Annotated in this window: 23 protein-coding genes; 11 read left to right on the top strand and 12 right to left on the bottom strand. The window is 72.1% G+C overall.

From position 1 onward, the window contains the following. Positions 1-81 precede the first annotated feature (81 nt). The 8 genes from ACIP9H_RS02110 (at position 82) to ACIP9H_RS02075 (ending at position 9962) form a co-directional block, all read left to right on the top strand. Entirely contained in the window at positions 82-927 is an 846-nt protein-coding gene (locus ACIP9H_RS02110; RefSeq protein WP_401956924.1) for a nitrilase-related carbon-nitrogen hydrolase, read from the top strand. Between the two features lie 14 nt (positions 928-941). Continuing rightward, on the top strand, positions 942-2249 hold the full coding sequence (locus tag ACIP9H_RS02105) for an aspartate aminotransferase family protein (RefSeq protein WP_401956921.1): 1308 nt from the start codon (positions 942-944) through the stop codon (positions 2247-2249). A 340-nt stretch (positions 2250-2589) separates the two neighbouring features. Continuing rightward, positions 2590-3996, top strand: a complete 1407-nt coding sequence (gene hydA, locus ACIP9H_RS02100; protein WP_401956919.1) for a dihydropyrimidinase — start codon at positions 2590-2592, stop codon at positions 3994-3996. A gap of 17 nt (positions 3997-4013) precedes the next feature. Further along, the gene (locus ACIP9H_RS02095; protein ID WP_401956916.1) at positions 4014-5033 is read left to right on the top strand and encodes a TIGR03842 family LLM class F420-dependent oxidoreductase; all 1020 of its coding nucleotides are present in this window, start codon (positions 4014-4016) and stop codon (positions 5031-5033) included. 16 nt (positions 5034-5049) lie between these two features. After that, the gene (locus ACIP9H_RS02090) at positions 5050-6588 is read left to right on the top strand and encodes an NCS1 family nucleobase:cation symporter-1 (protein ID WP_401956913.1); all 1539 of its coding nucleotides are present in this window, start codon (positions 5050-5052) and stop codon (positions 6586-6588) included. A gap of 75 nt (positions 6589-6663) precedes the next feature. Next, positions 6664-7482, top strand: coding sequence for an inositol monophosphatase family protein (locus ACIP9H_RS02085; protein WP_401956910.1), 819 nt, complete (start codon positions 6664-6666; stop codon positions 7480-7482). After that, positions 7479-8912 carry a phytoene desaturase family protein gene (locus ACIP9H_RS02080; protein ID WP_401956907.1) on the top strand — a complete coding sequence of 478 codons (1434 nt, stop codon included), beginning with the start codon at positions 7479-7481 and terminating at the stop codon, positions 8910-8912. Before ACIP9H_RS02085 ends, ACIP9H_RS02080 begins: the two co-directional genes overlap by 4 nt. A gap of 66 nt (positions 8913-8978) precedes the next feature. Continuing rightward, a complete protein-coding gene (locus tag ACIP9H_RS02075; RefSeq protein ID WP_401956904.1) occupies positions 8979-9962 on the top strand; it encodes an aldo/keto reductase in 984 nt (327 codons plus the stop codon). A gap of 13 nt (positions 9963-9975) precedes the next feature. On the opposite strand, the gene ACIP9H_RS02070 is transcribed toward ACIP9H_RS02075, so the two are convergent. Both ACIP9H_RS02070 and ACIP9H_RS02065 read right to left on the bottom strand, forming a co-directional pair. After that, positions 9976-10722: an SIR2 family NAD-dependent protein deacylase gene (locus ACIP9H_RS02070; protein ID WP_401593648.1), complete on the bottom strand. Its 747-nt coding sequence runs from the start codon at positions 10720-10722 to the stop codon at positions 9976-9978. 54 nt (positions 10723-10776) lie between these two features. After that, positions 10777-11595 carry a nucleotidyltransferase domain-containing protein gene (locus ACIP9H_RS02065; RefSeq protein WP_401593650.1) on the bottom strand — a complete coding sequence of 273 codons (819 nt, stop codon included), beginning with the start codon at positions 11593-11595 and terminating at the stop codon, positions 10777-10779. A 40-nt stretch (positions 11596-11635) separates the two neighbouring features. Between ACIP9H_RS02065 and ACIP9H_RS02060 the strand changes: the two genes are divergently transcribed. After that, positions 11636-13429: a gamma-glutamyltransferase family protein gene (locus ACIP9H_RS02060; protein WP_401956901.1), complete on the top strand. Its 1794-nt coding sequence runs from the start codon at positions 11636-11638 to the stop codon at positions 13427-13429. 22 nt (positions 13430-13451) lie between these two features. On the opposite strand, the gene ACIP9H_RS02055 is transcribed toward ACIP9H_RS02060, so the two are convergent. The 3 genes from ACIP9H_RS02055 to ACIP9H_RS02045 form a co-directional block, all read right to left on the bottom strand. Beyond that, a complete protein-coding gene (locus ACIP9H_RS02055) occupies positions 13452-13961 on the bottom strand; it encodes an NUDIX domain-containing protein (protein WP_401956898.1) in 510 nt (169 codons plus the stop codon). Positions 13962-14283: 322 nt separating this feature from the next. Next, complete coding sequence (locus tag ACIP9H_RS02050; RefSeq protein ID WP_401593657.1) at positions 14284-15273, bottom strand: ketopantoate reductase family protein; 990 nt, start codon at positions 15271-15273, stop codon at positions 14284-14286. A gap of 9 nt (positions 15274-15282) precedes the next feature. Further along, the gene (locus tag ACIP9H_RS02045) at positions 15283-16347 is read right to left on the bottom strand and encodes an ADP-ribosylglycohydrolase family protein (RefSeq protein WP_401593660.1); all 1065 of its coding nucleotides are present in this window, start codon (positions 16345-16347) and stop codon (positions 15283-15285) included. 116 nt (positions 16348-16463) lie between these two features. Here ACIP9H_RS02045 and ACIP9H_RS02040 point away from each other — a divergent pair, with 116 nt between their 5' ends. Together ACIP9H_RS02040 and ACIP9H_RS02035 are read left to right on the top strand one after the other, a co-directional pair. After that, complete coding sequence (locus ACIP9H_RS02040; protein ID WP_401956894.1) at positions 16464-17171, top strand: class I SAM-dependent methyltransferase; 708 nt, start codon at positions 16464-16466, stop codon at positions 17169-17171. Between the two features lie 37 nt (positions 17172-17208). Continuing rightward, a complete protein-coding gene (locus tag ACIP9H_RS02035) occupies positions 17209-18336 on the top strand; it encodes a glycerate kinase (protein ID WP_401593665.1) in 1128 nt (375 codons plus the stop codon). Between the two features lie 70 nt (positions 18337-18406). On the opposite strand, the gene pssA is transcribed toward ACIP9H_RS02035, so the two are convergent. From pssA to ACIP9H_RS02000, 7 genes are all read right to left on the bottom strand, one after another. Beyond that, positions 18407-19258 (bottom strand): CDP-diacylglycerol--serine O-phosphatidyltransferase, encoded by an 852-nt coding sequence (gene pssA, locus ACIP9H_RS02030; RefSeq protein ID WP_401593668.1) that lies wholly within the window; start codon positions 19256-19258, stop codon positions 18407-18409. Beyond that, positions 19245-19901, bottom strand: coding sequence for a phosphatidylserine decarboxylase (locus ACIP9H_RS02025; RefSeq protein WP_360908886.1), 657 nt, complete (start codon positions 19899-19901; stop codon positions 19245-19247). Before ACIP9H_RS02025 ends, pssA begins: the two co-directional genes overlap by 14 nt. Positions 19902-20071: 170 nt before the next feature. Continuing rightward, on the bottom strand, positions 20072-21283 hold the full coding sequence (locus ACIP9H_RS02020; protein ID WP_401593671.1) for an acyl-CoA dehydrogenase family protein: 1212 nt from the start codon (positions 21281-21283) through the stop codon (positions 20072-20074). A gap of 20 nt (positions 21284-21303) precedes the next feature. After that, entirely contained in the window at positions 21304-21807 is a 504-nt protein-coding gene (locus tag ACIP9H_RS02015; protein ID WP_360908882.1) for a MaoC family dehydratase, read from the bottom strand. A gap of 55 nt (positions 21808-21862) precedes the next feature. Further along, on the bottom strand, positions 21863-23875 hold the full coding sequence (locus ACIP9H_RS02010; protein ID WP_401593673.1) for a protein meaA: 2013 nt from the start codon (positions 23873-23875) through the stop codon (positions 21863-21865). A gap of 14 nt (positions 23876-23889) precedes the next feature. Beyond that, positions 23890-25227 (bottom strand): crotonyl-CoA carboxylase/reductase, encoded by a 1338-nt coding sequence (gene ccrA / locus ACIP9H_RS02005; protein WP_401593676.1) that lies wholly within the window; start codon positions 25225-25227, stop codon positions 23890-23892. A gap of 514 nt (positions 25228-25741) precedes the next feature. Then, positions 25742-26500 carry a TetR/AcrR family transcriptional regulator gene (locus ACIP9H_RS02000; RefSeq protein ID WP_401956887.1) on the bottom strand — a complete coding sequence of 253 codons (759 nt, stop codon included), beginning with the start codon at positions 26498-26500 and terminating at the stop codon, positions 25742-25744. Positions 26501-26506: the final 6 nt, after the last annotated feature.

The following is a 26506-nucleotide window of genomic DNA, read 5'->3' as shown; positions in this document are numbered from 1 at the left end:
CCCTACGTTCTTCCCACCGCCGGATCTACGTGCGTAGACCAGCCCGCCGGTCCGGTGTTGCACCGCGTCAAAGGAGCTGTCATGCCCAATGTCGTACGAGCGGCGCTGGTTCAGGCGACGTGGACCGGCGACACCGAGTCGATGATCGTCAAGCACGAGGCGCACGCTCGTGAGGCCGCCGCCCAGGGCGCCAAGGTGATCGGGTTCCAGGAGGTGTTCAACGCTCCCTACTTCTGCCAGGTGCAGGAGGCCGAGAACTACCGCTGGGCCGAGCCCGTGCCGGACGGTCCGACCGTGCGGCGCATGCAGGCGCTGGCCGAGGAACTGGGCATGGTCATGGTGGTCCCCGTCTACGAGATCGAGCAGGACGGGTTCTACTACAACACCGCGGCGGTGATCGACGCCGACGGCTCGTACCTCGGCAAGTACCGCAAGCACCACATCCCGCAGGTCAAGGGCTTCTGGGAGAAGTTCTACTTCAAGCCCGGCAATCTCGGCTGGCCCGTCTTCGACACCGCGGTCGGCAAGGTCGGCGTCTACATCTGCTACGACCGGCACTTCCCCGAGGGCTGGCGCGCCCTCGGCCTGGCGGGCGCCCAGCTCGTCTACAACCCCTCGGCCACCCATCGCGGCCTGTCGGCCTACCTCTGGAAACTGGAGCAGCCGGCCGCCGCCGTCGCCAACGAGTACTTCATCGCGGCCATCAACCGCGTCGGCCAGGAACCGGAGTACGGCGACAACGACTTCTACGGCACTTCGTACTTCGTCGACCCGCGCGGCCGGTTCGTCGGCGAGCCCGCCTCCGGCAAGGAGGAGGAACTCGTCGTCCGTGACCTGGACTTCGACCTGATCCCCGAGGTGCGCCAGCAGTGGGCCTTCTACCGGGACCGCCGCCCGGACGCCTACGGCACCCTCACGGAGGCGTGATCGTTGATATGACCATGACCGAACGTTCGCAGCAGCACGCCGCGCTCCACGCCCGCCACAAGGCCGTCATGCCCCAGTGGCTGGCGACCTACTACGCCGACCCGATCGAGATCACCCACGGTGAGGGCCGCCACGTCTGGGACGCCGAGGGCCGGCAGTACCTGGACTTCTTCGGCGGCATCCTCACCACCATGACCGCCCACGCCCTGCCGGAGGTCACCGCGGCCGTCCGCGACCAGGCCGGGCGGATCCTGCACTCCTCGACGCTCTACCTGAGCACCCAGGCCGTCGAACTCGCCGAGCGCATCGCAGCCCTCTCCGGCATCCCCGACGCCCGGGTCTTCTTCACCACCTCCGGCACGGAGGCGAACGACACGGCGCTCCTGCTGGCCACCACCCTGCGCGGGTCCAACCAGATCCTGGCGCTGCGCAACAGCTACCACGGCCGCTCGTTCTCGGCGATCGGCATCACCGGCAACACCGCGTGGTCGCCGACCAGCCTGTCGCCGCTCCAGACGCTGTACGTGCACGGCGGCGTGCGCACCCGCGGCCCGTACGCGCACCTGTCGGACGCGGAGTTCATCGCCGCCTGCGTCGAGGACCTGGAGGACGTGCTCGGACAGGCCAACGGCCGGGTCGCCGCCCTGATCGCCGAACCCGTCCAGGGCGTCGGCGGCTTCACCTCCGGCCCGGACGGGCTGCTGGCCGCCTTCAAGCAGGTGCTCGACCGGCACGGCATCCTCTGGATCAGCGACGAGGTGCAGACCGGCTGGGGCCGCACGGGCGACCACTTCTGGGGCTGGCAGGCGCACGAGGGCTCCGGCCCGCCGGACATCCTCACCTTCGCCAAGGGCGTCGGCAACGGCCTGTCCATGGGCGGTGTCGTCGCCCGCGCCGAGGTGATGGACTGCCTCACCGCCAACTCCATCTCCACCTTCGGCGGCAGCCCCATCACCACCGCCGGCGCGCTCGCGAACCTCCAGTACCTCCTCGACCACGACCTCCAGGGCAACGCCCGGCGTGTCGGCGGGCTGCTGAAGTCCCGTCTGGAGGCCATCTCCGCCGGGCTGCCGGTCGTCCGCGAGGTCCGCGGCCGCGGACTGATGCTCGGCGTCGAACTCGCCGACGCCGCCGCCGTCGGCGTCGTCATGGAGGCGGCCCGCGAGGGCGGTCTGCTGATCGGCAAGGGAGGCCGCGCCGGTGACGCGCTGCGGATCGCACCGCCGCTGTCGCTGACCGTCGCCGAGGCCGAGGAGGGCGCGTCCATCCTGGAGGCGGCGCTGAAGCAGGCGCAGAGCGAAGTGGGCGGCGGAGCGGCCTGACGCCCCGTCCGTTCCCCGGTCCGGGTGGCGCGCCGCCGCCCGGACCGCTTCCATCGGGCCGATCCGCACCTGATGTGACGCCGCTTCATCTCCACGCGTCAGGGCGCGGAAGCCGCACCTATAGTGCCGCCCACGCCCGGTTCGTGGCATATTGTGAACGTTCGCCTTGGGGGCGGTCACCGGGAGGACGGCCGGCCCGACGATCGGCGGCAGCGGTATTGCCACCGTGGGTGACGGGTCGTACGTTCTTCCCACGGCCGGGGTCTACGTGCGTAGAGCCGTTCCGACATGGCATCGAGTCACCGGCGACCCCGCCCTCAGCCATGGAAGGAGTGGGAGCATGAGCCGCACCGTCATCCGCGGCGGACTGGTGGTCACCGCCGCCGACGAGATCCACGCCGACGTGCTCGTCGAGGGGGGCCGGGTCGCCGCACTCGCCGCCCACGAATCCGATGCCGCCCGGGGCTGGACGGAAGCCGCCGACCGGGTCCTCGACGCGACCGGGAAGTACGTCATCCCGGGCGGCGTCGACGCGCACACGCACATGGAGCTGCCCTTCGGCGGCACCCATGCCTCGGACACCTTCGAGACGGGAACGCGGGCCGCCGCCTGGGGCGGGACCACCACGATCGTGGACTTCGCCGTGCAGTCCGTGGGTGAGTCGCTGCGCGCCGGGCTCGACGCCTGGCACGCCAAGGCGGACGCCCAGTGCGCCGTGGACTACGGCTTCCACATGATCCTCTCCGACGTGAACGAGGACACCCTCAAGGAGATGGACATCCTGGTCGAGGAGGGCGTCACCTCCTTCAAGCTGTTCATGGCCTATCCGGGGGTCTTCTACAGCGACGACGGCCGCATCCTGCGCGCGATGCAGCGCGGCGCCGGCAACGGCGGCCTGATCATGATGCACGCCGAGAACGGCATCGCCATCGACGTACTCGTGGAGCAGGCGCTGGCCGCCGGGAAGACCGATCCCCGCTACCACGGCGAGGTCCGCCACGCGCTCCTGGAGGCCGAGGCCACCCACCGCGCCATCCGCCTCGCCCAGGTCGCCGGTTCCCCGCTCTACGTCGTCCATGTGTCGGCCGAGCAGGCCGTCGAGCAGATCGCCCTCGCCCGGGACAAGGGCCTTCCGGTCTTCGGTGAGACGTGTCCGCAGTATCTGTTCCTGTCGACGGACAACCTCGCGGAGCCGGACTTCGAGGGGGCGAAGTACGTGTGCTCGACGCCGTTGCGGCCCAGGGAGCACCAGGCCGCGCTGTGGCGTGCCCTGCGGACCGATGATCTCCAGGTGGTGTCGACGGACCACTGCCCGTTCTGCTTCGTGGGGCAGAAGGAGCTGGGCCGGGGGGACTTCTCGAAGATTCCCAATGGCCTGCCGGGGGTGGAGAACCGGATGGACCTGCTGCACCAGGCGGTGGTGGACGGTCACATCTCGCGGCGGCGGTGGATCGAGATCGCGTGTGCGGCTCCGGCGCGGATGTTCGGGCTGTATCCGCGCAAGGGGACGATCACGCCGGGGGCGGACGCGGACATCGTGATCTACGACCCCGCGGCGGAGCAGGTCGTGTCCGCCGCGACCCACCACATGAACGTCGACTACTCGGCCTACGAGGGCAAGCGGCTCACCGGGCGGGTGGAGACGGTGTTCTCCCGCGGCGAGCCGGTCATCGAGGGCCGCACCTATGTGGGGCGGGCCGGCCACGGCCGGTACACCCCGCGGGGCACCTGTCAGTACCTCGGCTGAGAGAGGCGTGTTGAGCCATGGAATTTGGACTCGTCCTGCAGACGGACCCGCCCGCCTCGGGCGTCGTGGAACTGATGAGGCGTGCGGAGCGCAACGGGTTCGCCTACGGCTGGACCTTCGACTCGGCGGTGCTGTGGCAGGAGCCGTTCGTCATCTACAGCCAGATCCTGGCGCGGACGGAGCGGCTGATCGTGGGGCCGATGGTCACCAACCCGGGCACGCGGACCTGGGAGGTGACCGCGTCCACGTTCGCGACGCTCGCGGACATGTTCGGCAACCGGGTGATCTGCGGCATCGGGCGCGGTGACTCGGCGATGCGGGTGGCCGGGCGCAAGCCCAACACCCTCGCCCGGATCGAGGAGGCCATGCACGTCATCCGCGAGCTCGCGGAGGGCCGGGAGGCCGACCTCGGCGGGCATGTCATCCACATCCCGTGGGTCAAGGAGGGCTCCCGGCTCCCCGTGTGGATGGCCGCGTACGGACCGAAGGCGCTGGCGCTCACCGGAGCAAAGGCCGACGGCTTCATCCTCCAGCTCGCCGACGTCCATCTCACCGAGTGGATGGTCAAGACGGTCAAGGACGCCGCCGTCGCCGCAGGGCGCGACCCGGGCGACGTGCGGATCTGCGTCGCGGCACCGGCCTACGTCACCGAGGACGACTCCCCGCAGGCGCTGGCGCACGCCCGCGAGCAGTGCCGCTGGTTCGGCGGCATGGTCGGCAACCACGTCGCCGACCTCGTCTCCCGCTACGGCCACCACTCCGGCGCGGTCCCCGAGGAACTGACGGAGTACATCAAGGCGCGGATGGACTACGACTACGCGGAGCACGGCAAGGCCGGAAACCGGCACACGGACTTCGTGCCCGACGAGATCGTGGACCGCTTCTGCCTGATCGGCACGGCGGAGCAGCACATCGAGAAGCTGACCGCCCTCAAGGCCCTGGGCGTCGACCAGTTCGCGCTGTACGACATGCACGACGCCAAGGAGGCCACGATCGACGCCTACGGCGCGACCGTGATCCCCGCCCTCACCGGCTGACCGGGGAACCGCGCACATGGAGGAGGCCGCGGCCCCCGCCCAGATCACGCACAGCGACGGCCGCGTCGAGCTGGCACCCGGCGCCGCCGTCCCGCACGGCCGGCACGCCAACGAGGACCTGCTGCCGGTCCCGCTGGCCCGACGCACCTGGACCACGTACAACTTCACCGCCCTGTGGGTCGGCATGGCCCACAACATCCCGTCCTGGACGCTCGCCTCCGGTCTGGTGGCGCTCGGCATGGACTGGAAGCAGGCGGTGTTCACCATCGCCCTGGCCAATGTCATCGTGCTCGCCCCGATGCTGCTCACCGGCCATGCCGGGCCCAAGTACGGCATCCCCTTCCCCGTGCTGGCCCGCGCCTCCTTCGGCGTGCGCGGCGCGAACCTGCCGGCACTGCTGCGGGCGGCGGTGGCCTGCGCGTGGTTCGGCATCCAGACCTGGATCGGCGGGCAGGGCATCTTCGTGCTGCTCGGCAACATCTGGGGAGGCTGGGCCGGCGCGGCACGGATCGGCGGCTACCCGTGGACGCTGTGGCTGTGCTTCGGGGTCTTCTGGGCGCTCGAACTGGCCATCATCTACCGGGGCATGGAGACGCTGCGCCGCTTCGAGAACTGGGCGGCGCCCTTTGTCATCGTCGGCGCCCTGGTCCTGCTCGGCTGGATCGCCGCGAAAGCGGGCGGCTTCGGGCAGCTGCTGGGCCAGCCGTCCTCGCTGGGCTGGGGGCCGGACTTCTGGCAGGTCTTCTTCCCCGCGCTCATGGGCATGATCGGCTTCTGGTCGACGCTGTCCCTCAACATCCCCGACTTCACGCGCTTCGGCGCGGGGCAGCGCGCCCAGGTCCGGGGGCAGACGCTGGGCCTGCCGACGACCATGACCCTGTTCGCCGTGCTGTCCGTGCTCGTCACCTCGGGCTCCGAGGCGGTCTACGGCAAGGCCATCTGGGATCCCGTCGAGCTGGCCGGCAAGGCCGACAGCGTTTTCGGCCTGCTCTACGCCCTGGTCACCGTCCTGGTGGCGACGATCAGCGTCAACATCGCCGCCAATGTCGTCTCGCCCGCCTACGACCTGTCCAACCTCGCCCCCAGGACCATCGACTTCCGCACCGGCGCCCTCATCACGGGCGTCGTGGGCGTGCTGATCTTCCCGTGGAAGCTGATCTCCACGCCCGAGTTGTACATCTACACCTGGCTCGGGGTCGTCGGCGGCATCCTCGGCACGGTCGCGGGCATCCTGATCGCCGACTACTGGGTCGTCCGGGGCACCCACCTCGCACTCGCCGAGCTGTACCGGTCCGGCGGGGGCCGCTACTGGTACCGCGCCGGCTGGAACTGGCGGGCGGTGGCGGCCTTCGCGGCGGGCGCGCTGCTGGCGATCGGCGGTTCCTACTCCAAGGTCGACGCCAAGGGCGCGAAGCAGGGGCCGTTCCCCGTCGACGGGCTGATCCCGGCGCTCCGCCCGCTCGCCGACTACGGCTGGGCCATCGGCCTCGCCACGTCCTTCGTGCTGTACACGCTCCTGATGTGGCCGGCCCGGCGGCGCGCGCGCACCGCGTGAGCGGCGCGGATGGCGTGAACCGGCCAATGCCACCGCGACTGCGCACGGCGCCGGGCGATCTGGTCTGATGGGGGAGTGATCGATGACGCACTCTTCAAGGCCGTGGAGGACGCCGTACGGGCGGTCGCCGAGGCGTCGGTCGTGCCGCGCTGGCGGCAGCTGACCGCCGCCGACATCAGCCACAAGACCGGCCCCGGGGACCTGGTCACCGTCGCCGACCGCGAGGCGGAGGCGCGGCTCACCGAACGGCTGCCGGCGCTGCTGCCCGGTTCCGTCGTCGTCGGCGAGGAGGCCGTGCACGCCGATCCCTCCGTCCTGCGCCGTATCGGCGGCGGTGACCCGGTCTGGATCGTCGATCCCGTCGACGGCACCGCCAACTTCGTCGCCGGCAGGCCCGAGTTCGCCACCCTCGTCGCCCTCGCGCAGGACGGCGAGGTGCACGCCTCGTGGACGTACGTGCCGTGCCTCGGTCTGATGGCCACCGCGCGGCGCGGCGCGGGGGCGCTGCTCAACGGCGAGCCGATCCGCACCGCCGAGAGCGCGGAGGGCGCCGCGCTGACGGTCGCCACCTCGCAGTTCTCCTTCCTGGACGAGCAGGAGCGGCGGCAGTTCGACGTGCTCGGCAGCGGCGGGGTCACGGCCCGCCAGTGCACCTGCGCCGGACTCGACTACCTGGAGGTCGCCCGTGGCGCCCTCGACGCCGTCGCCTTCACTTGGGAGTCGCCCTGGGACCACGCGGCCGGGGTGCTCCTGGTCGCCGAGGCCGGCGGGGCGGGGGTCACCGCCGCGGGGGAGCCGTTCCGGATCGCGGGCGGCAACGCCTTCCCGTTCTCCGTCGCGCGTGACGAGGCGACCGCGCGACGCGTCGTCGGCCTCATGGCGGGTGGCCGGTGAGCCGGGCGCGCGTCCTGGACGCGATCGTCGTCGGCGCCGGCCCCAACGGCCTGACCGCCGCGGTCGAACTCGCCCGCGCCGGGCTGTCCGTGGAGGTCTTCGAGGCCGGCGACCGGGTCGGCGGCGGGGCGCGCACCGAGGAACTGACGCTGCCGGGCTTCCTGCACGACCCCTGCTCGGCCGTGCACCCCCTCGGCGTGGGCTCGCCCGCCTTCAACGCCATGCCGCTCGCCGACCACGGACTGGAGTGGCTGCACCCGGAACTGCCGCTCGCCCACCCCTTCGACGACGGCACCGCGGCCGTCCTGGCCCGCAGCGTCGGCGCCACCGCCGCCTCGCTGGGACCGCGCGACGCGGGCACCTACCGCCGGCTGCTCGCCCCGTACATCGGCCGCTGGGACACCCTCGCCCACGACTTCCTGCGGCCCCCGTGGCAGGGGCTGCCGCGCGACCCGCTGGGCTTCGCGCGCTTCGGGCTCACCGGTCTGCCGCCGGTGGCGCTGCTGGCCCGGCGGTTCCGCGACCCGAAGGCCCGCGGGCTGCTCGCCGGCCTCGCCGCGCACACCGTCGCACCGCTCACCAGTCCGCTGACCGGCGCCATCGCCCTGATGTTCGCGATCGCCGGGCACGAGGTCGGCTGGCCCCTGCCGCGCGGCGGCTCCCAGAGCCTGTCCGACGCACTGGCCTCCTACCTGCGTGATCTGGGCGGCACCGTGCACACCGGGGTCATGGTGCGCAAGATCGACGAACTGCCGCCCGCGCGCGCCTACGTCTTCGACACCTCGCCCACGGCGCTCGCCCGGATCGCCGGGCTCGGCGACGCCTATCAGGGGTACCGCTACGGCCCCGCCGTCTGGAAGATCGACTACGCCCTGGACGGCCCGGTGCCCTGGACCGCCGCCGACGCGCGAAGGGCCGGCACCGTGCACCTCGGCCCGGCCTACGGCGAGATCGGCGACGCGCTCGGCCGGGCTGTCTCCGGCCGGGACCCGCACGTGCCGTTCCTCATCACCGCGCAGCCCAGCGTCGTGGACCCCGGCCGTGCGCCGGAGGGCAAGCACGTCTTCTGGGCCTACGCGCACGTGCCCAACGACTGGCCGGGCGACGCCACCGACGCCGTCGAGCGGCAGATCGAGCGCTTCGCCCCCGGCTTCCGCGATCTCGTTCTGGCCCGCGCCGTCAGCGGCCCCGCCGAAATGGCGGCCCGCAACCCCAACTACACCGGCGGCGACATCGCCTGCGGTGCTTTCACCGGCCTGCAGACCGCCTTCCGTCCCAAGCCGAGGTGGAACCCGTACACCACCGCCCGCCCCACCGTCTTCCTCTGCTCCTCCGCCACCCCGCCCGGGCCCGGCGTCCACGGAATGCCGGGCCACCACGCGGCCCGCGCCGTCCTGAAACGGCTGGGCGCGGCCGTCCCGCGCCGATGACCGGCTCCGCGGCCACGCCATGGACCCGTGCCGCGCTTGTCGGACGCAGCGATTAGCATCGCGGACATGGAACAGCGCGTATTGGGCAGGACGGGCCGCAAGGCGTCCGTCGTGGGTCTCGGCACCTGGCAGCTGGGTGCCGACTGGGGTGACGTGCGGGAGGAGGACGCGCTGGCGGTGCTGGACGCCGCGGTCGAGTCGGGCGTGACCTTCTTCGACACGGCCGACGTCTACGGCGACGGGCGCAGCGAGCAGCTGATCGGCCGCTACCTGCGCGAGCGCCCCGATGCCGGTGTCTTCGTGGCCACGAAGATGGGCCGCCGCGCCGCCCAGCTCCCCGAGAACTACGTGCTGGACAACTTCCGTGCGTGGAACGACCGTTCGCGCGCGAACCTGGGCGTCGACACCCTCGACCTCGTGCAGCTGCACTGCCCGCCGACCGCGGTGTACTCCTCGGACGCCGTCTTCGACGCCCTGGACACCCTCGTCGCGGAGGAGCGCATCGCCGCCTACGCGGTGAGCGTCGAGACCTGCGAGGAGGCGCTGACGGCGATCGCCCGCCCGGGTGTGGCCAGCGTGCAGATCATCCTCAACCCCTTCCGCCTCAAGCCGCTGGAGCGGGTGCTCCCGGCCGCCGCCGAGGCGGGCGTCGGGATCATCGCCCGCGTGCCGCTCGCGTCCGGCCTGCTGACCGGCCGGTACACCAAGGACACCGTCTTCGCCGCCGACGACCACCGGAACTACAACCGGCACGGCGAGGCCTTCGACCAGGGTGAGACCTTCTCCGGCGTCGACTACGCGACCGGGCTGGAGGCCGCCGCGGAGTTCGTGGCGCTCACGCCGCAGGGCGCGACCCCCGCGCAGACCGCGCTGCGCTGGATCATCCAGCAGCCGGGCGTCACCACCGTCATCCCCGGTGCCCGCTCGGTCGCCCAGGCCCGCGCCAACGCCGAGGCCGCGGCCCTTGCGCCGCTGTCGCAGACGACCCTGGACGCGGTGCGGGACCTGTACGACACCCGCATCCGCGCCCAGGTCCACCACCGCTGGTAGCCACCACCGGGGCTCAGTTCGCGCCCGCCTCCTGGAGGACGCCCTCCAGGAGTGCGGGCAGCGCGGTCCCGATCGGCTCGCGCACCACTTCGTCCGCGAGGTCGTCGTACGGCGTCGGCTCGGCGTTGACGATCACCAGCCGCGCACCGTGCTCGGCGGCGATCCCGGCGAGCGCCGCGGCCGGCTGCACCTGAAGGCTGGTCCCCACGGCGACGAACAGGTCGCAGCCCTTGGCGATCGCCATGGCATTCCCCAGCACCACCGGGTCGAGCCCCTGCCCGAACATCACGGTGGCGGTCTTCAGGATGCCGCCGCACTTCCCGCACGCAGGATCGTCCTCGCCGGCCCGGATCCGCTCCAGTGCCTCGGCCAGAGGGGTGCGGTCGTGGCAGCGTGTGCAGACGACCGAGCGCGCCGTCCCGTGCAGCTCCAGCACCTTGCGCTCGGGCAGCCCGGCCATCTGGTGGAGCCCGTCCACGTTCTGCGTGATCACCCGCACCGGCAGGCCCGAGCGCTCCAGCCGGACGATCGCCGCGTGCGCCTCGTTCGGGCGCGCCTGCAAGGTGGGGGTGTCCATGCGCATCCGCCACGACCTGCGGCGGATCTCCGGGTCGGACATGTAGAACTCGTACGTCACGAGCTTCTCGGCGTCGGGGTCGCGCGTCCACACACCGTTCGGGCCCCGGTAGTCCGGGATGCCGGAGTCGGTGGAGATCCCCGCACCCGTGAGAATCGCGACAAGCGGCCTCTTGGCGTTCATGCGGCGAGCGTACGCAGACCGTGCCGCACGCGGCCATCGTGTTTTCCGCGCCGCTCAGGCCAGCCGCTCCCGCACCTCCGCGACGAGGCCGGCGGCCTCCTCCACGGCGGCCACCGGATCGCCCAGCCCGGCCAGTACCGCCTCGGCGCGGATCCGGAAACCCGGCGGCGCCCCGGGCAGCGCCGCCGCGGCGGCCAGGGCGCCCTTCTCGTTCAGGCACCAGGCCCGGTGGTGGGCGTGCAGGGACTGCGTGAGCACGCCGACGGCGCGGGACAGGCACAGCGCGGCATGCAGGACGTCGCCCGCGGCCGCCGACTTGCGGGCGTTGACCACCAGGAAGTCCGCCTCCCACGCGGCGCCGGTCAGCGCGGCGCGCAGCGGCTCGGGGTACACCCGCGTGCGGTCGCGCAGCGCGGCCAGTTCACCGGAGGGGTCCGCCAGGACGCGGCCGAGTGCCACCTCGCCGGGGTAGACCGGCGACCAGAAGCCCAGCGGATGGCCGGGCTGGATGCCCACCTCGTAGCGGCCGGCCGCGCAGTCCTCCCAGACCCGCAGTACCCGGTCCAGGTCGCGCAGGATCCAGTCGACGCGGGCGCCGGCCACCGTCAGCCACGCCCCGCCGTTCACCCACGGGCCCCAGCCGCCCGGTCCCGCGACCTCCACGGGCCCGCCGGTTGCCTCGGCCGCGAGCGCGGCCAGTGCCGCCGTGCCGGGTGTGCCGCGGTAGTAGACGCCGAGATCCCAGTCGGAGTCCGGGCGGTGCGTACCGCGCGCCCGGCTGCCCCCGAGCAGCACGCCCACGACACCGGGGACACCGCACAGGGCCTCGGCCATGGCGCGCACAGGGGGTACGGGGACAAGCTGTTCGGGCATCGTGCGAGTGTAGGAGCCATACGGCGCGAGGAGTACGCAATTGTTCACCACCCGGCCCACCCTTCAGGGCACCTTCGGCATGGTCTCGTCCACGCACTGGCTGGCCTCGCAGTCGGCCATGGCGGTGCTGGAGAGCGGCGGCAACGCCTATGACGCCGCGGTCGCCGCCGGATTCGTCCTGCACGTGGTGGAGCCGCACCTCAACGGGCCCGCCGGCGAGGTGCCGATCGTCCTCGCCCCGGCGGGCGGCGAGGTGCGCGTGCTGTGCGGCCAGGGCCCGGCCCCGGCGGGCGCAAGCGTCGAGCACTACCGGTCGCTCGGCCTGGACCTCGTCCCGGGCACGGGACCGCTGGCGGCGGCCGTGCCGGGAGCCTTCGACGCGTGGATGGTGCTGCTGCGCGACCACGGCACGAAGCCGCTGGACGAAGTGCTGTCGTACGCCATCGGCTACGCCGAGCACGGGCACCCCGCGGTGGAGGCGATCGGCGCGACGGTGGAGTCCGTGCGCGCGATGTTCGAGACGGAGTGGACGACCTCTGCGGAGCTGTACCTGCCCGCGCCGCGCCCCGGCGAACTGCTCCGCAACCCGCAACTGGCCGCCACCTGGAAGCGCCTGCTGCGCGAGGCGCAGGCCGCTGGCGGCGGCCGCGAGACGCAGATCGAGGCCGCCCGGCGCGTCTGGCGCGAGGGCTTCATCGGTGAGGCCCTCGTGGACTTCGCGGCCCGCCCGGCCATGGACACCTCCGGCGAGCGGCACGCCTCCACCCTGACCGGTGACGACCTCGTCGCCTACGAGGCCCGCTACGAGGAGCCCGTCACCCACGACTGGAACGGCTGGACGGTCTGCAAGGCGGGCCCCTGGAGCCAGGGTCCCGTCTTCCTGCAGCAGTTGGCGCTGCTGCCCGGCCCGGCGGACCTGCCGGAGTACGGCACCGCGGACTGGGTGCACACCCTCGTCGAGGGCGCCAAGCTCGCCATGGCCGACCGCGAGGCCTGGTACGGCGACGCCGACCCGGACGGCATCCCCCTCGTGGAACTGCTCTCGCCCGCCTACAACGACGCCCGGCGCACCCTGATCGACCCCGCCAAGGCCTCGGACGACCTGAGGCCCGGCAGCCCCGGCGGGCGCATCCCGCGGCTGCCTGCCTTCCCGCTCCACGAGCCGGGCGCGGAGCCGGGGTTCGACGCGATGGGCGTCGGCGAGCCGACCGTCGCGCACAACGGGGCGACCCGGGGCGACACCTGCCACGTCGACGTCGTCGACCGCTGGGGCAACATGATCGCCGCCACCCCCAGCGGCGGCTGGCTCCAGTCGAGTCCCGCGGTCCCCGGCCTGGGCTTCGCCCTCGGCAGCCGCCTCCAGATGGCCTGGCTCGAACCCGGACTGCCCAACTCCCTCACCCCCGGCCGCCGTCCGCGCACCACCCTCACGCCGTCCCTCGCGCTGCGCGACGGCGTGCCCGTGATGGCCTTCGGCACGCCGGGCGGCGACCAGCAGGACCAGTGGTCACTGACGTTCTTCCTGGCGGTCGCCCTGCGCGAGGAAGTGCGCGGCGGCCTCGATCTCCAGGGTGCCGTCGACGCCCCCAACTGGCACACCGACAGCTTCCCGGGCTCCTTCCACCCCCGCACCATGCACCCCGGCAGCCTCACCGTCGAATCCCGCCTGGGCGAAGCCCTCATCGACGACCTGCGGCGCCGCGGCCACGACCTCACCGTCGCGGCCCCCTGGACCGAGGGCCGCCTCTGCGCCGTCGCCCGCGACCCGCGCACGGGCGTCCTGTCCGCCGCCGCCAACCCCCGCGGTATGCAGGGCTACGCGGTGGGCCGCTGAGGGTCCGCGCGCCGGCGTGCTCTCAGGCCCGCCGCCTCGGCGGGACGCCGTTGACGAGTTCGACGGGGGTGGAGGCCGCGGCCAGGGCGGCCAGGGCGGCGCGGACGCGGCGGTAGAGGCCGGGGGAGAGGTAGGCCTCGGCCTCGTCCGGGGTGGCCATGCGCCAGCCGGAGAGCTCCTCGGCCTGGAGGCGGACGGCCGCGAGCGACGCGTCGTCGAGCACGCCCCCGTCGAAGAGGAACGAGGCGAGCGGCGGCCGCCCCGGAACCCCCTGGATCCAGTCGACAGCGAGGAGTTCGCCCGGTTCGACGTCGAGACCGATCTCCTCCAGCGTCTCGCGCCGGGCGCCCTCGCGGGGCGTCTCCCCGTCGGCGGACTCGATGGTGCCGCCGGGCAGCACCCACTTGCCGTCCTCGCGGTAGGTGGTCTCAGCGATGAGGATGCGGCCGTCGGCGTCACGGAACAGGGTGCTCGCGCCGGCGAGGATCTTGGGGAGGCTCTCGATGTACGCGGAGAAGTCGGAGGTCGTCACGGGTCCCAACCTAATCGGCTACCGGCCGTTCCCAGGAGACCGGGTCGCCCCGCTCACCCCTCGCGCCGCACCCAGGGGGCGAACCTCTGGCCGGGAACGGCATCCGCGCGCCAGTGGCGCAGCACCGTTCCGGGCACGACATCGAGCCGTTCCGCGGCGACCAGGCACGAGGCCGGGCCGGGGGCGCCCGCTCCCCGGGCTGTCGTTGTCGCCTCACACCCTCAACAACGGGCCGGTGAAGACCGCTTCGAGGCCGTGGTGGTGGGTGAGGTCGTGGGCCGGCGGCGAGCCGGAACCGGCACCCCGCCGTCCGGCGCCGTGGTCACGTCCCGGCCGCGGCGACGGCCGCGTCCACCGCCGCCGCGAGGTCGGCAGCGGGAAAGCTGCCAGGGGCGCAGCGGGCCCGGGCGGCGCGGTTGAGGAGGTTGCGCAGGGTGTCGTTGACGGGGGTGGGCACGCCGTGGAGACGCCCGAGGAGGACGATCTCGCCGTTGAGGTGGTCGGCCTCGGCGGAGCCGGTCGCGCGGCTCAGGCTCTGCCAGGTCGAGCCGCCGCCCCGGGCGGCGCCCTCGACGGGGCGCACCGTGACGAGGTCGCCGCGCATCGCGGCCTGTTCGGCCTCGCTCGCGTACGCGATGCCCGCCGCGTCGAGTACCGCCTCGCCCTCGGCACGCGCCCGCCGGTGGAGGGCGCGCAGGGAGTCGTCGCGGCCGATGAGCGCCTCGACGGCGTTGCCCAGGTTCGTCAGCAGCTTGGCGTACTTCCACCGCATCACGTCCTCGGTGACCGGCGCGCGCAGGAACGGGGACGCCTCCAGGCCGGCGGCGATGCGCCGGACGGTGGCGTCAGTGCCGTGCGGGTAGCGGCCCAGGTGGAGCATGCCGGTGAGCGGTGCACAAGGGGCGATCACGACGCCGGGCTCCACGTGGGCCGACGGCAGCCACACGCACATGCCGTACACGTCGGGGAAGCGCCGCAGCGCGAGCCGTTCGTTGGCGACGCCGTTCTGCGCGAGCACCAGGGGCAGGCCCTGGCCCACCGGCGCCCAGGTGTCGAGCGCCGCGGCGGTGTCCTGGGTCTTGACCGCGAGGACCAGGACGTCGTCGTCGCGCAGGTCGAGCGCGTCCGGTCCGTCGACGACCGGGACGGCGAGGGAGAGCGTCGCATCGGGCGTGCGCAGGGTGAGCCCGTGGTCCCGCAGTGCCGCGCCGTGCGCGCCCCGGGCGACCATGACGACGTCCTGCCCGCTTTGGAACAGCCGCCCGCCGATGGATCCGCCGACCGCGCCCGCGCCGATGATGATGTACCGCACACGCGGACCCTACGGCACCAGGGCGAGGGTGCGGCGGGCGAGGTCGCCGATCGCCACGCCGTCGAAGCCGAAGACCGCGCTGCGCACCCGGTCGCGCAGCGGTTCCGTCCACTGCGGCGGGATCGCGGCGGCGCCGCACAGCACGCCCGCAACCGAGCCCGCCGTGGCGCCGTTGGAGTCGGTGTCGAGGCCGCCGCGCACGGTCAGCGCGATCGTGGACGTGAAGTCGCCCTGCCCGTACAGCAGTCCGGCGGTGATGACCGCGGCGTTGGGCACGACGTGGATCCAGTGCAGGTGCCCGGTCTCCTGCTCCAGGTCCGCCAGGGTGTCCGCCCAGCCGAGCCCGGCCTCGTGCAGCGCCATGGTGCGCCGCACCGTGCGCGACAGCCGGCAGCCGGGCGGGATCTCGGTCAGGGCCGCCTCCAGCGCGTCCCGCGCTTCCGGAGCCGTGAACGCCGCGGCGATCAGGGCCGCCGCCCACATCGCGCCGTAGACGCCGTTGCCGGTGTGCGACAGCACCGCGTCGCGCCGGGCGAGGGAGGCGGCGCGGCGCGGGTCGCCGGGGGAGGTCCAGCCGTACACGTCGGCGCGGATCAGGGCCCCGATCCACTCCTGGTAGGGGTTGTCGACGGTCGCGCTGAGCGGCGGTCCGATACCGGACGCGAGGTTGCGGTACGCGGCCCGCTCCGCGGTGAAGGTCTGGAGGTAGGGCAGCCGCAGCAGCCACAGCTCGCCGACGTCCTCGGTGGTGAAGCCCGCCCCGTGCGTCTCCAGCAGGTCGAGGCCGAGGATCGCGTAGTCGACGTCGTCGTCCCGCACGCTGCCGTCGATGCCGCCGCGCGTGCACTGCCGCCACTCGGGGCGCAGGTCGAACTCGGCGGGGTCGGGGGGCGGGGACAGCGCGGGCAGGTAGTCCGTCAGCGGCAGGGCGTCCGCCAGGCGCAGGTAGCGGTCGATGCGGTCCCTGGTCCAGTGGTCGCCGCGCTCCACGGGCTTGCCGAGCATGTTGCCGGCGATGCGGCCCAGCCAGCCGCCCAGGATCCTGTCCTGGAGGACGGGGGTTGGTGACGTCATGCTCCCGGTGTACCGGAATCCCACGGCTCCGGCGGGAAGCCCGCACTCCTGCCGTCGCGCGTCGCGCTCTTCCGACGCCCCGCCCGCCCCCAGGGGTGCGCTGGGACAATGACCGGGTGTCAGAAGCCTCCGGTGCCGCCCCCGCGACCGCCCCCGCACTGCTGCCCGACGACGAGCTGGAGGGGTCGTCCGTGGTCGCCAACAACACGATGAACCGCGAGCGCGGACTGTCCGGGGTGAACAGCTACGCCCGTGAACTCGGCTTCGATCCCGTCGGCGAGCTGCTCGCCCGTTCCGCCTCGCCTTCCTGGCTCGACCTGTGCAGCGGGGAGGGCCGGGCCCTCCGCGAGGCCGCGGCCGTGCTCCCGGCGACGGCGGTGCTGACCGGCGTCGACCTGGTGGGTCCCCTCGTCCCGGTGCCGGTACCGCCCGGGGTGGAGCTGGTGACGGCCTCGGCCGCGACCTGGACGCCGCGGCGGTCCTACGACCTGATCACCTGCGTCCACGGGCTGCACTATGTGGGCGACCGGCTCGGCCTGCTCGCCCGCGCGGCTTCCTGGCTCAGCCCCGGGGGTCTGCTGGTCGCGCACCTGGACCCCGCCTGGATCCGTCGCGCCGACGGTACGTCGGGCGGCCGCCAGGTGGCGGCGGCCCTGCGGTCGGCCGGCTTCACCTACGACGCCCGCCACCACCGGCTCACCCTGAGCGGACACCGGGTCGTCCGCCTGCCCTTCCGCTATCTCGGCGCGGATCCGCACGCCGGACCCGACTGGACCGGCCAGCCGTCCGTCGCCTCCTACTACGCCGCGGGGTCCCCGGGATAGGGTCCAAGCGGCGCGACCTGTGGCAAGGGAGATCAATGTGACGGACACACGGCGAGCGCGCGTACTGATCGCCGCGGACAAGTTCAAGGGCTCACTCACCGCCGTCGAGGTGGCCGAGCGGATCGGCGCCGGACTGCGCCGCGTCGCGCCGGACGCCGTCGTCGAGTCCGTACCCGTCGCGGACGGCGGGGACGGCACCGTGGACGCCGCCGTCGCCGCGGGCTTCGAACGGCGGTTGGTGGAGGTCACCGGGCCGCTGGGGGAGCCGGTCACGGCCGCCTACGCGCTGCGCGGCGACACCGCCGTCGTCGAGATGGCCGAGGCGTCCGGGCTGCGGCATCTGCCGCCGGGGGTCTTCGCGCCGCTGACGGCCACCACGTACGGCACCGGCGAGCTGCTGCGTGCCGCGCTCGACGCGGGGGCGCGCTCCCTGGTGCTCGGTGTCGGCGGCAGCGCCACCAACGACGGCGGTGCCGGGATGCTCGTGGCGCTGGGTGCGCGCCTGCTGGACGCACAAGGTGTGCCGGTGGCCCCCGGTGGAGCGGCGCTCGCCACCTTGGCGTCGGCGGACCTGTCGGGGCTCGACGCGCGCCTGGCGGACACCGAGGTGGTCCTCGCCAGTGACGTCGACAATCCGCTGCTCGGCCCGAAGGGCGCGGCCGCTGTCTACGGGCCGCAGAAGGGTGCCGGCCCCGAGGACGTCGCGACGCTGGACGCGGCCCTGGCCCACTTCGCCGAGGTGCTGGACGCCACCGAGGCCGCGGAGGCGCCCGGCGCGGGCGCGGCGGGCGGTGTCGGGTTCGGCGCCCTCGTCGGGCTGCGGGCGCGGTTCCGGCCCGGCGTGCAGGTCCTGATGGACATGCTCGGCTTCGCGCAGGCACTCGAGCGGGCCGACCTGGTGATCACCGGCGAGGGCTCCCTGGACGAGCAGACGCTGCACGGCAAGGCCCCCGCCGGTGTGGCGGCCGCCGCCCGCGCCCGGGACGTCGAGGTCGTCGCCGTGTGCGGGCGCCTGGCACTGCCCCCGGCCGCGCTGACCGCGGCGGGCATCCGGCGCGCGTACGCCCTCACCGACATCGAGCCGGACCCGGCGCGCTGTATGGCCGAGGCCGGGCCGCTGCTGGAGCGCCTCGCCGTCGACATCGCGCGCGACGTCCTGGTCTGAGCCGCCGCCGCACGCACGTGGGGCCCCGAGCCGTTCCCGGCTCGGGGCCCCACGGACGTTCGTCGTACGGCTACGGAAGCTGCGCCGCACGCGCCTCACGGCGGTTGTTGCGGATCGTGTTGACCCGGCGGGTCGTCGCGAACAGCGGGATGACCGCCGCCGCGATGATCTGCAGGGCCGCGCCCGTCTGCAGCAGCACGTCGCCACCGGGGACCGCGAAGGCCCAGCAGACCAGGCAGCCCATGCTGACCACGATCCAGGCGAGGGTCATCACCGCGAGCCGGCCGCGCGGCTTGGGGTACTCGACCCGGCTGACCATCAGCCACGCCACACCGACGATGGCCAGCACCGTCGGGATGAACGGCAGGTCCAGCAGCACCACCGAGATCACGGTCATGGCCCCGAAGGGGCTCGGCATGCCCTGGAAGATCCCCTCGCGCACCGTCGTGCACGAGAACCGGGCGAGCCGCAGCACGACCGCCAGCAGCACCACGACCGCGGCCACCGCCGACACCCGGCCGTAGGCGTCGTCGGAGATCAGACCCCAGACCACCACGAAGTAGGCGGGGGCCAGGCCGAAGCTGATGAGGTCGGAGAGGTTGTCGAGCTCCGCACCCATCGCCGAGCTGCGCAGCTTGCGCGCCACGAGCCCGTCGAAGAGGTCGAAGACCGACGCCATGAGCATCAGCAGCACGGCGGTGGCGGCGCTGTGCCGCGTCATGCCGCCGTCGGTGTTGCCCATGAGGTGCGGGACCAGGACTCCGGTGGTGGTGAAGTACACCGCCATGAAGCCGCAGATCGCGTTGCCGAGGGTCAGGCCGTCCGCTATCGACAGCCGCGTTGACAGCGGCATGTCATCGTCGTCGTCCTCGTCCACCGCGGCGACCCACGGTGCCTGCGCGTCGGGCTCAATCACGGTCAAGGCGAGTCACCCCGGCAACGGTGGTCTGGCCGACCTCGACGGCGGGCTCGACGCCCTCGGGAAGGTAGATGTCGACGCGGGAGCCGAACCGGATCAGGCCGATCCGCTCACCCTGCTCGACCTTCGCGCCCTGCGGGATGTAGGGCACGATGCGACGCGCGACGGCACCGGCGATCTGCACCATCTCGATGTCGCCGAGCTCGGTGTCGAAGTGCCAGACAACGCGCTCGTTGTTCTCGCTCTCCTTGTTGAACGCCGGAACGAATCCACCGGGGACGTGCTCCACCGACGTGACCGTGCCCGCGAGGGGGGCGCGGTTGACGTGGACGTTCAGCGGGCTCATGAAGATCGCGACGCGCGTGCGCCCGTCCTTCCACGGCATGATGCTCTGCACCACGCCGTCGGCCGGCGAGATCACGCGGCCCTGGGCGATCTCCCGCTCGGGGTCGCGGAAGAACCACAGCATGCCCGCCGCGAGGGCGGTGGTGGGGACGGCCACGGCCGCCCATCGCCCGGAGCGGCGGGCGCGAACGAGACTGACCGCCGCGGTGGCCACGGTCGGGAGGAGCCACGGCGATGCTCCGCGCGCGAGGCGTACGCCGGCCAGGCTGTCGCGTTTAGCAGAGGATTGGCTGTGGGGCATGGAAGACCTTCGTAGCGGAGGGTGCCGCAAGATGGTTCTGGGGACGGCGGCTTTCCGTGAATGGTATCGGCAGTGACGGGCAACTGGGCAAGCCAGTGGCGGAGTCAGTGGCCGGTTATTGATGACTGGGTGTGACCTTTGGCTCGCACAAAGTGTCACAACCCAGACATTCATCCCTGGATTCGGTACTCCTCGAGCAGCCGGCGTCCGATGATCATTTTCTGGATCTCGGCGGTGCCCTCGCCGATCAGCAGCATCGGCGCCTCGCGGTACAGGCGCTCGATCTCGTACTCCTTGGAGAAGCCGTAGCCGCCGTGGATGCGGAACGCGTCCTCGACGACCTCCTTGCAGTACTCCGAGGCCAGGTACTTCGCCATGCCCGCCTCGAGGTCGTTGCGCCGGCCCGCGTCCTTCTTGCGTGCGGCGTTGACCATCAGCGCGTGCGCGGCCTCCACCTTGGTGGCCATTTCGGACAGCTTGAACTGGATCGCCTGGTGCTGCGCGATCGGCTTGCCGAACGTCTGCCGCTGCTGGGCGTACGCGATCCCCAGCTCGAAGGCGCGCTGGGCCACGCCGCAGCCGCGGGCGGCCACATTGACCCGGCCGACCTCCACGCCGTCCATCATTTGGTAAAAACCGCGCCCGGTCTCGCCGCCCAGGACGCGATTTGACGGAATCTTCACATCCTCGAGGACGAGCTCGGTCGTGTCGACGCCCTTGTAGCCCATCTTCTCGATCTTCCCGGGCACGGTCAGGCCCTTCACCATCGGGTTCGGGCCGAAGCCCGGCTCCTTCTCGATGAGGAAGGTCGTCATGGACTTGTGCGGGGCCGTGCCCTCCGGCAGGCCCTCGTCCGTACGGCACAGGACCGCGACGAGGTTGGACGTGCCGCCGTTGGTCAGCCACATCTTCTGGCCGTTGATGACGAAGTCGTCGCCGTCGCGGACGGCCTTGGTGCGGATGGCGGAGACGTCGGAGCCCAGGCCCGGCTCGGACATCGAGAACGCGCCGCGCACCTCGCCGGTGGCCATCCGGGGCAGGAAGTGGTCCTTCTGCTCCTGCGTGCCGTGCTGCTTGAGCATGTAGGCCACGATGAAGTGGGTGTTGATGATGCCCGACACGCTCATCCAGCCGCGGGCGATCTCCTCGACCGTCAGGGCGTACGTGAGCAGGGACTCGCCGAGGCCGCCGTACTCCTCGGGGATCATCAGGCCGAAGATGCCGAGCTCCTTCAGGCCCTCGACGATGTCGGCGGGGTACTCGTCCTTGTGCTCCAGCTCGTTGGCGACCGGGAGGATCTCCTTGTCGACAAAGCTGCGGACCGTGGAGAGGATCTCCTGCTGGACGTCGGTCAGCCCGTCGGTCTGGGCGAGACGGCTCATCTGTCGTATCTCCTAGGAGTTCAGTGGGCGACGGACGGACGGCCGGGCTGCTCGCCGCCGCGCTCCTTGATGTAGGTGGCGGTCGGGACCATCACCTTCCGGCGGAAGACGCACACCAGGGTGCCGTCCTGCTTGTAGCCCTTGGTCTCCACATGGACGATGCCCCGGTCGTCCTTGGACTTCGACGGCCACTTGTCCAGCACCGTGGTCTCGCCGTAGATCGTGTCGCCGTGGAAGGTCGGCGCCACGTGCTTCAGCGACTCGATCTCCAGGTTGGCGATGGCCTTGCCGGAGACGTCCGGGACGGACATGCCCAGCAGCAGGGAGTAGATGTAGTTGCCCACGACGACGTTCCGGCCGAAGTCGGTGGTCCGCTCGGCGTAGTTCGCGTCCATGTGCAGCGGGTGGTGATTCATGGTCAGGAGGCAGAAGAGGTGGTCGTCGTACTCGGTGACCGTCTTCCCGGGCCAGTGCTTGTAGACAGCGCCGACCTCGAACTCTTCATACGTGCGGCCGAACTGCATCGCTACTGCGCCTCCGGGGTGTCGTGCTTGCTCGTACGGGTGACGTCCGCGGCGGTCACGCGGGGACCTCCAGCGGGTCCAGCGTGTTCGCCCTGCGGATCTCGTCCACGATCCTGCCGATGATCCCGGTGATTCCGAAGTCCTTCGGCGTGAACACGGCGGCGACGCCGCACTCGATCAGCTTGGCGGCGTCCGCCGGGGGGATGATGCCGCCGGCGATCACCGGGACGTCGTCCGCGCCCGCCCGGCGCAGCCGCTCCAGGACGTCCGGCACGAGCTCGGCGTGCGAGCCCGACAGGATCGACAGGCCGACGCAGTGGACGTCCTCGGCGACCGCCGCCGACACGATCTGCTCGGGCGTCAGCCTGATGCCCTGGTAGACCACCTCGAAACCGGCGTCGCGGGCCCGCACGGCGATCTGCTCGGCGCCGTTGGAGTGGCCGTCGAGCCCCGGCTTGCCGACGAGCAGCCGCAGCTTGCCGCCGCCCAGCTCCCGCGCGGTGAGCTCCACCTTGCGGCGCACCTCGGCCAGCGGCGTGCCCGCCTCGGCGGTGACCGCGACCGGGGCGCCGCCGACGCCCGTCGGCGCGCGGTACTCGCCGAAGACGTCCCGCAGGGCCCAGGACCACTCGCCGGTCGTGACGCCGGCCCGTGCGCACTCCAGGGTGGCCTCCATGAGGTTGGCGGTCCCCGCCGCGGCCGCCTTGAGGGCCTCCAGCGACTTCTGGGCGCGGGACTCGTCCCGGTTGTCGCGCCAGTCGTGCAGGGCGGCGACGACCCGGGCCTCGTTCTCCGGGTCGACGGTCATGACGGCGCCGTCCAGGTCGGAGGTCAGCGGGCTGGGCTCGGTGCCCTCGTAGCAGTTGACCCCGATGATCTTCTCCTCGCCGGACTCGATCCGCGCCCGGCGCTCGGCGTGCGAGGAGACCAGCTGCGACTTCAGATAGCCCGACTCGACGGCCGCCATGGCGCCGCCCATCTCCTGGATGCGCCCGATCTCGGCGAGCGACTGCTCGACCAGCTCGCCGACCTTCGCCTCGACGACATGGCTGCCGTCGAAGATGTCCCCGTACTCCAGCAGGTCGCTCTCGTGCGCCAGCACCTGCTGGATGCGCAGGGACCACTGCTGGTCCCAGGGGCGTGGCAGCCCCAGCGCCTCGTTCCAGGCCGGCAGCTGCACTGCGCGGGCGCGGGCGTCCTTGGAGAGCGTCACGGCCAGCATCTCCAGCACGATGCGCTGGACGTTGTTCTCCGGCTGGGCCTCGGTCAGGCCGAGCGAATTGACCTGGACGCCGTAGCGGAAGCGGCGCTGCTTGGGGTTCTCGATCCCGTAGCGCTCCTTGGTGACCTGGTCCCAGATGCGGGTGAAGGCCCGCATCTTGCACATCTCCTCGACGAAGCGCACGCCGGCGTTGACGAAGAACGAGATGCGCGCCACGACGTCGCCCATGCGCTCCTGCGGCACCTGGCCGGAGTCGCGGACGGCGTCCAGGACGGCGATCGCCGTCGCCATGGAGTACGCGATCTCCTGGACCGGCGTGGCGCCCGCCTCCTGCAGGTGGTAGCTGCAGATGTTGATGGGGTTCCACTTGGGGATGTGGCTGACCGTGTAGGCGATCATGTCGGTCGTCAGGCGCAGCGACGGCACCGGCGGGAAGACGTACGTCCCGCGCGACAGGTACTCCTTGACGATGTCGTTCTGCGTCGTCCCCTGGAGCTCCGTGATCGCGGCGCCCTGCTCCTCCGCGACGACCTGATAGAGCGCCAGCAGCCACATGGCGCTGGCATTGATGGTCATCGAGGTGTTCATCCCGTCCAGGGGGATGTCCTGGAAGAGCCGGCGCATGTCGCCGAGATGGGCGACCGGGACCCCGACCCGGCCCACCTCGCCGCGGGCGAGGACGTGGTCGGGGTCGTAACCGGTCTGCGTCGGGAGGTCGAACGCGACCGACAGGCCGGTCTGGCCCTTGGCGAGATTGCGCCGGTACAGGGCGTTGGACGCCTCGGCCGTGGAGTGCCCGGCGTAGGTCCGCATCAGCCACGGACGGTCCTTCTGACGCTCGCTCATGCTCGTTCCCGATCTCAGATGTTCCGGAAGCGGTTGATGGCGTCGATGTGCCGGGCCCGCATCTCCTCGTCGCGGACGCCGAGCCCCTCCTGCGGGGCCAGCGCGAGCACGCCGACCTTGCCCTGGTGGAGGTTGCGGTGCACGTCGTAGGCGGCCTGGCCGGTGTCCTCCAGGCTGTACGTCCGCGACAGCGTCGGGTGGATCTTCCCCTTGGCGATCAGGCGGTTGGCCTCCCACGCCTCGCGGTAGTTCGCGAAGTGCGAGCCGATGATGCGCTTGAGCGACATCCACAGGTAGCGGTTGTCGTACTCGTGGGTGAAGCCCGAGGTCGAGGCGCAGGTGACGATCGTGCCGCCCTTGCGGGTGACGTACACGGACGCGCCGAAGGTCTCGCGTCCGGGGTGCTCGAAGACGATGTCGACGTCCTCGCCGCCGGTCAGCTCGCGGATGCGCTTGCCGAGGCGCTTCCACTCCTTCGGGTCCTGGGTGTGCTCGTCCTTCCAGAACCGGAAGTCCTCGGCATTGCGGTCGATGATCGCCTCGGCGCCCATGCTGCGGCAGATCTCCGCCTTCTGCGGCGAGGACACCACGCAGATCGGGGTGGCGCCGCCGGCCAGCGCGAACTGGGTGGCGTACGAACCGAGGCCGCCGCTGGCGCCCCAGATCAGGACGTTGTCGCCCTGCTTCATCCCGGCGCCGTTGCGGGAGACCAGCTGCCGGTAGGCGGTGGAGTTGACCAGGCCGGGGGCCGCGGCCTCCTCCCAGCTGAGGTGCCGGGGCTTGGGCATCAGCTGGTTGGACTTCACCAGGGCGATCTCGGCGAGGCCGCCGAAGTTGGTCTCGAAGCCCCAGATGCGCTGCTCGGGGTCGAGCATCGTGTCGTTGTGGCCGTCCGCGGACTCCAGTTCCACGGACAGGCAGTGCGCGACCACCTCGTCGCCGGGCCGCCAGGCGTTGACGCCGGGGCCGGTGCGCAGGACGACGCCCGCCAGGTCGGAGCCGATGATGTGGTACGGCAGGTCGTGGCGCTTGGTGAGCGGGGAGAGCTTGCCGTACCGCTCGAGGAAACCGAAGGTGGACATCGGCTCGAAGATCGAGGTCCACACTGAGTTGTAGTTCACCGAGCTGGCCATGACGGCCACCAGGGCCTCGCCCGGGCCGAGCTCCGGCAGGGGCACGTCGTCCACGTGCAGCGACTTGCGGGGGTCCTTCTCGCTGCTCTCCAGGCCCTCGAACATGCCGGCCTCGTCCTTGCGGACGGTGACGGCACGGTACGACTCGGGGAGCGGCAGGGCCGCGAAGTCCGCGGCCGTGCTTTCGGACGCCATGATTGCGTCGAGGATGTCCTTCACAGTGATGCCTCCGGCGAAGCGCGACGTAGGGACGCTTGAGGGAACGTCGGGGGGTGCGGTGGGTCGTGCCGTCGGTTCGGCGGTTGTGCTGTTTCCGTGACGGTCGCACGGAACGAGCAAGAGCGCGTGGTGGCGCGGGTGGAGTGCCTGTGACGCAGGCGTCCGGGCCTTTGGGGGACAGACGGCGTGCGAAGGTTCACCGCACGCCGCCCGCCCGGACTGCTCTCACGGTATGGCACCGCGTGCCACTCGGCAAGACACTGGGTGCCAACATTTTTTCTCAAATGGCACCACGGCTGCACATCTGAGCGGCTTCGGGATGTCGGGAATGTCGGGGAATGTCGTCGCACGCAGGATGCGCTGGGTGCGCGGATGCGGGGCGGGGGGTACTTCACGGTCCCACCCGCCGGCCCGGGCGGCGAGTCGGGGCAGCCCCTCCGGAGGGCGGTGGGGATGTGGCACGGCGTGCCACCTCGCGTCCCGGGGGAAGGCCCGGGACGGCCGGGCCCGGCGCCTACGCGCCCTTCAGGGCCTTCTCGATGGTCCGCATCACTTCCGCGGGCGAGGCGTCGGTGCGCGCGACCGCCACGACCACCTCGCCCTGGTGGGAGGTGAGGATCGGGGCGGGGAGGGGCCGGCGGCCGATCCCCGCCCCGAAGGTCGTCCTGATCACATCGAAGGCGTGGTCGAGCTGCGCCTCCACGTCGCCCTTGCCGCCGGCCCGCAGCCAGCGCCGCAGCACGTGGTTGTGGGCGGCGACCACGGCCGACGCCGCGACCTCGGCCAGCAGCGGGTCGTCGTCGCCGTCGTGGTGGGCGCTCTCGTCGAAGTGGCCCAGAAGGTAACGCGTGAACAGGCGCTCGTAGCGGGCCACCGAGGCGATCTCGCGCTCGCGCAGGATCGGGATCTCCCGGGTCAGGCGGTAGCGCTCGACGGAGACCTCGGGCGCCTCCGCGTACATCCGCAGCACCTCGGTGATGCCTCGGCAGACCGTGTCCAGGGGGTGCTCGTGGGGCTCGGCGGAGTCCAGCACCTCCCCGACCCGCACCAGGGTGTCGTCGTGGTCGGGGAAGATCGCCTCTTCCTTGGAGCGGAAATGCCGGAAGAAGGTCCGCCGGGCCACGCCCGCCGCGGCCGCGATCTCGTCCACGGTCGTCGCCTCGTAGCCCTGGCTCGCGAACAGGTGCATCGCGGCGGCCGCCAGATCCTGGCGGACGCGATGGCGCTGGGCGGTTGCGGAGGACGTACGGGTGGGCTTCGCGGGCTGGGACATACCGCG

The organism is Streptomyces sp. NPDC088732, from assembly GCF_044751205.1.
Lineage (GTDB): Bacteria > Actinomycetota > Actinomycetes > Streptomycetales > Streptomycetaceae > Actinacidiphila.
This window is presented reverse-complemented; position numbering and strand designations above follow the sequence as displayed.

What these genes read in the sequence shown, in the direction of transcription:
- ACIP9H_RS02045 (WP_401593660.1), bottom strand. Translation starts at nt 16,347, where the DNA reads ATGACGTCACCAACCCCCGTCCTCCAGGACAGGATCCTGGGCGGCTGG.
- ACIP9H_RS02075 (WP_401956904.1), top strand. Translation starts at nt 8,979, where the DNA reads ATGGAACAGCGCGTATTGGGCAGGACGGGCCGCAAGGCGTCCGTCGTG.
- ACIP9H_RS02065 (WP_401593650.1), bottom strand. Translation starts at nt 11,595, where the DNA reads ATGCCCGAACAGCTTGTCCCCGTACCCCCTGTGCGCGCCATGGCCGAG.
- ACIP9H_RS02010 (WP_401593673.1), bottom strand. Translation starts at nt 23,875, where the DNA reads ATGAGCGAGCGTCAGAAGGACCGTCCGTGGCTGATGCGGACCTACGCC.
- ACIP9H_RS02020 (WP_401593671.1), bottom strand. Translation starts at nt 21,283, where the DNA reads ATGAGCCGTCTCGCCCAGACCGACGGGCTGACCGACGTCCAGCAGGAG.
- ACIP9H_RS02090 (WP_401956913.1), top strand. Translation starts at nt 5,050, where the DNA reads ATGGAGGAGGCCGCGGCCCCCGCCCAGATCACGCACAGCGACGGCCGC.
- hydA (WP_401956919.1), top strand. Translation starts at nt 2,590, where the DNA reads ATGAGCCGCACCGTCATCCGCGGCGGACTGGTGGTCACCGCCGCCGAC.
- ACIP9H_RS02105 (WP_401956921.1), top strand. Translation starts at nt 942, where the DNA reads ATGACCGAACGTTCGCAGCAGCACGCCGCGCTCCACGCCCGCCACAAG.
- ACIP9H_RS02095 (WP_401956916.1), top strand. Translation starts at nt 4,014, where the DNA reads ATGGAATTTGGACTCGTCCTGCAGACGGACCCGCCCGCCTCGGGCGTC.
- ACIP9H_RS02000 (WP_401956887.1), bottom strand. Translation starts at nt 26,500, where the DNA reads ATGTCCCAGCCCGCGAAGCCCACCCGTACGTCCTCCGCAACCGCCCAG.
- ACIP9H_RS02015 (WP_360908882.1), bottom strand. Translation starts at nt 21,807, where the DNA reads ATGCAGTTCGGCCGCACGTATGAAGAGTTCGAGGTCGGCGCTGTCTAC.
- ACIP9H_RS02070 (WP_401593648.1), bottom strand. Translation starts at nt 10,722, where the DNA reads ATGAACGCCAAGAGGCCGCTTGTCGCGATTCTCACGGGTGCGGGGATC.
- ACIP9H_RS02110 (WP_401956924.1), top strand. Translation starts at nt 82, where the DNA reads ATGCCCAATGTCGTACGAGCGGCGCTGGTTCAGGCGACGTGGACCGGC.
- ACIP9H_RS02025 (WP_360908886.1), bottom strand. Translation starts at nt 19,901, where the DNA reads ATGCCCCACAGCCAATCCTCTGCTAAACGCGACAGCCTGGCCGGCGTA.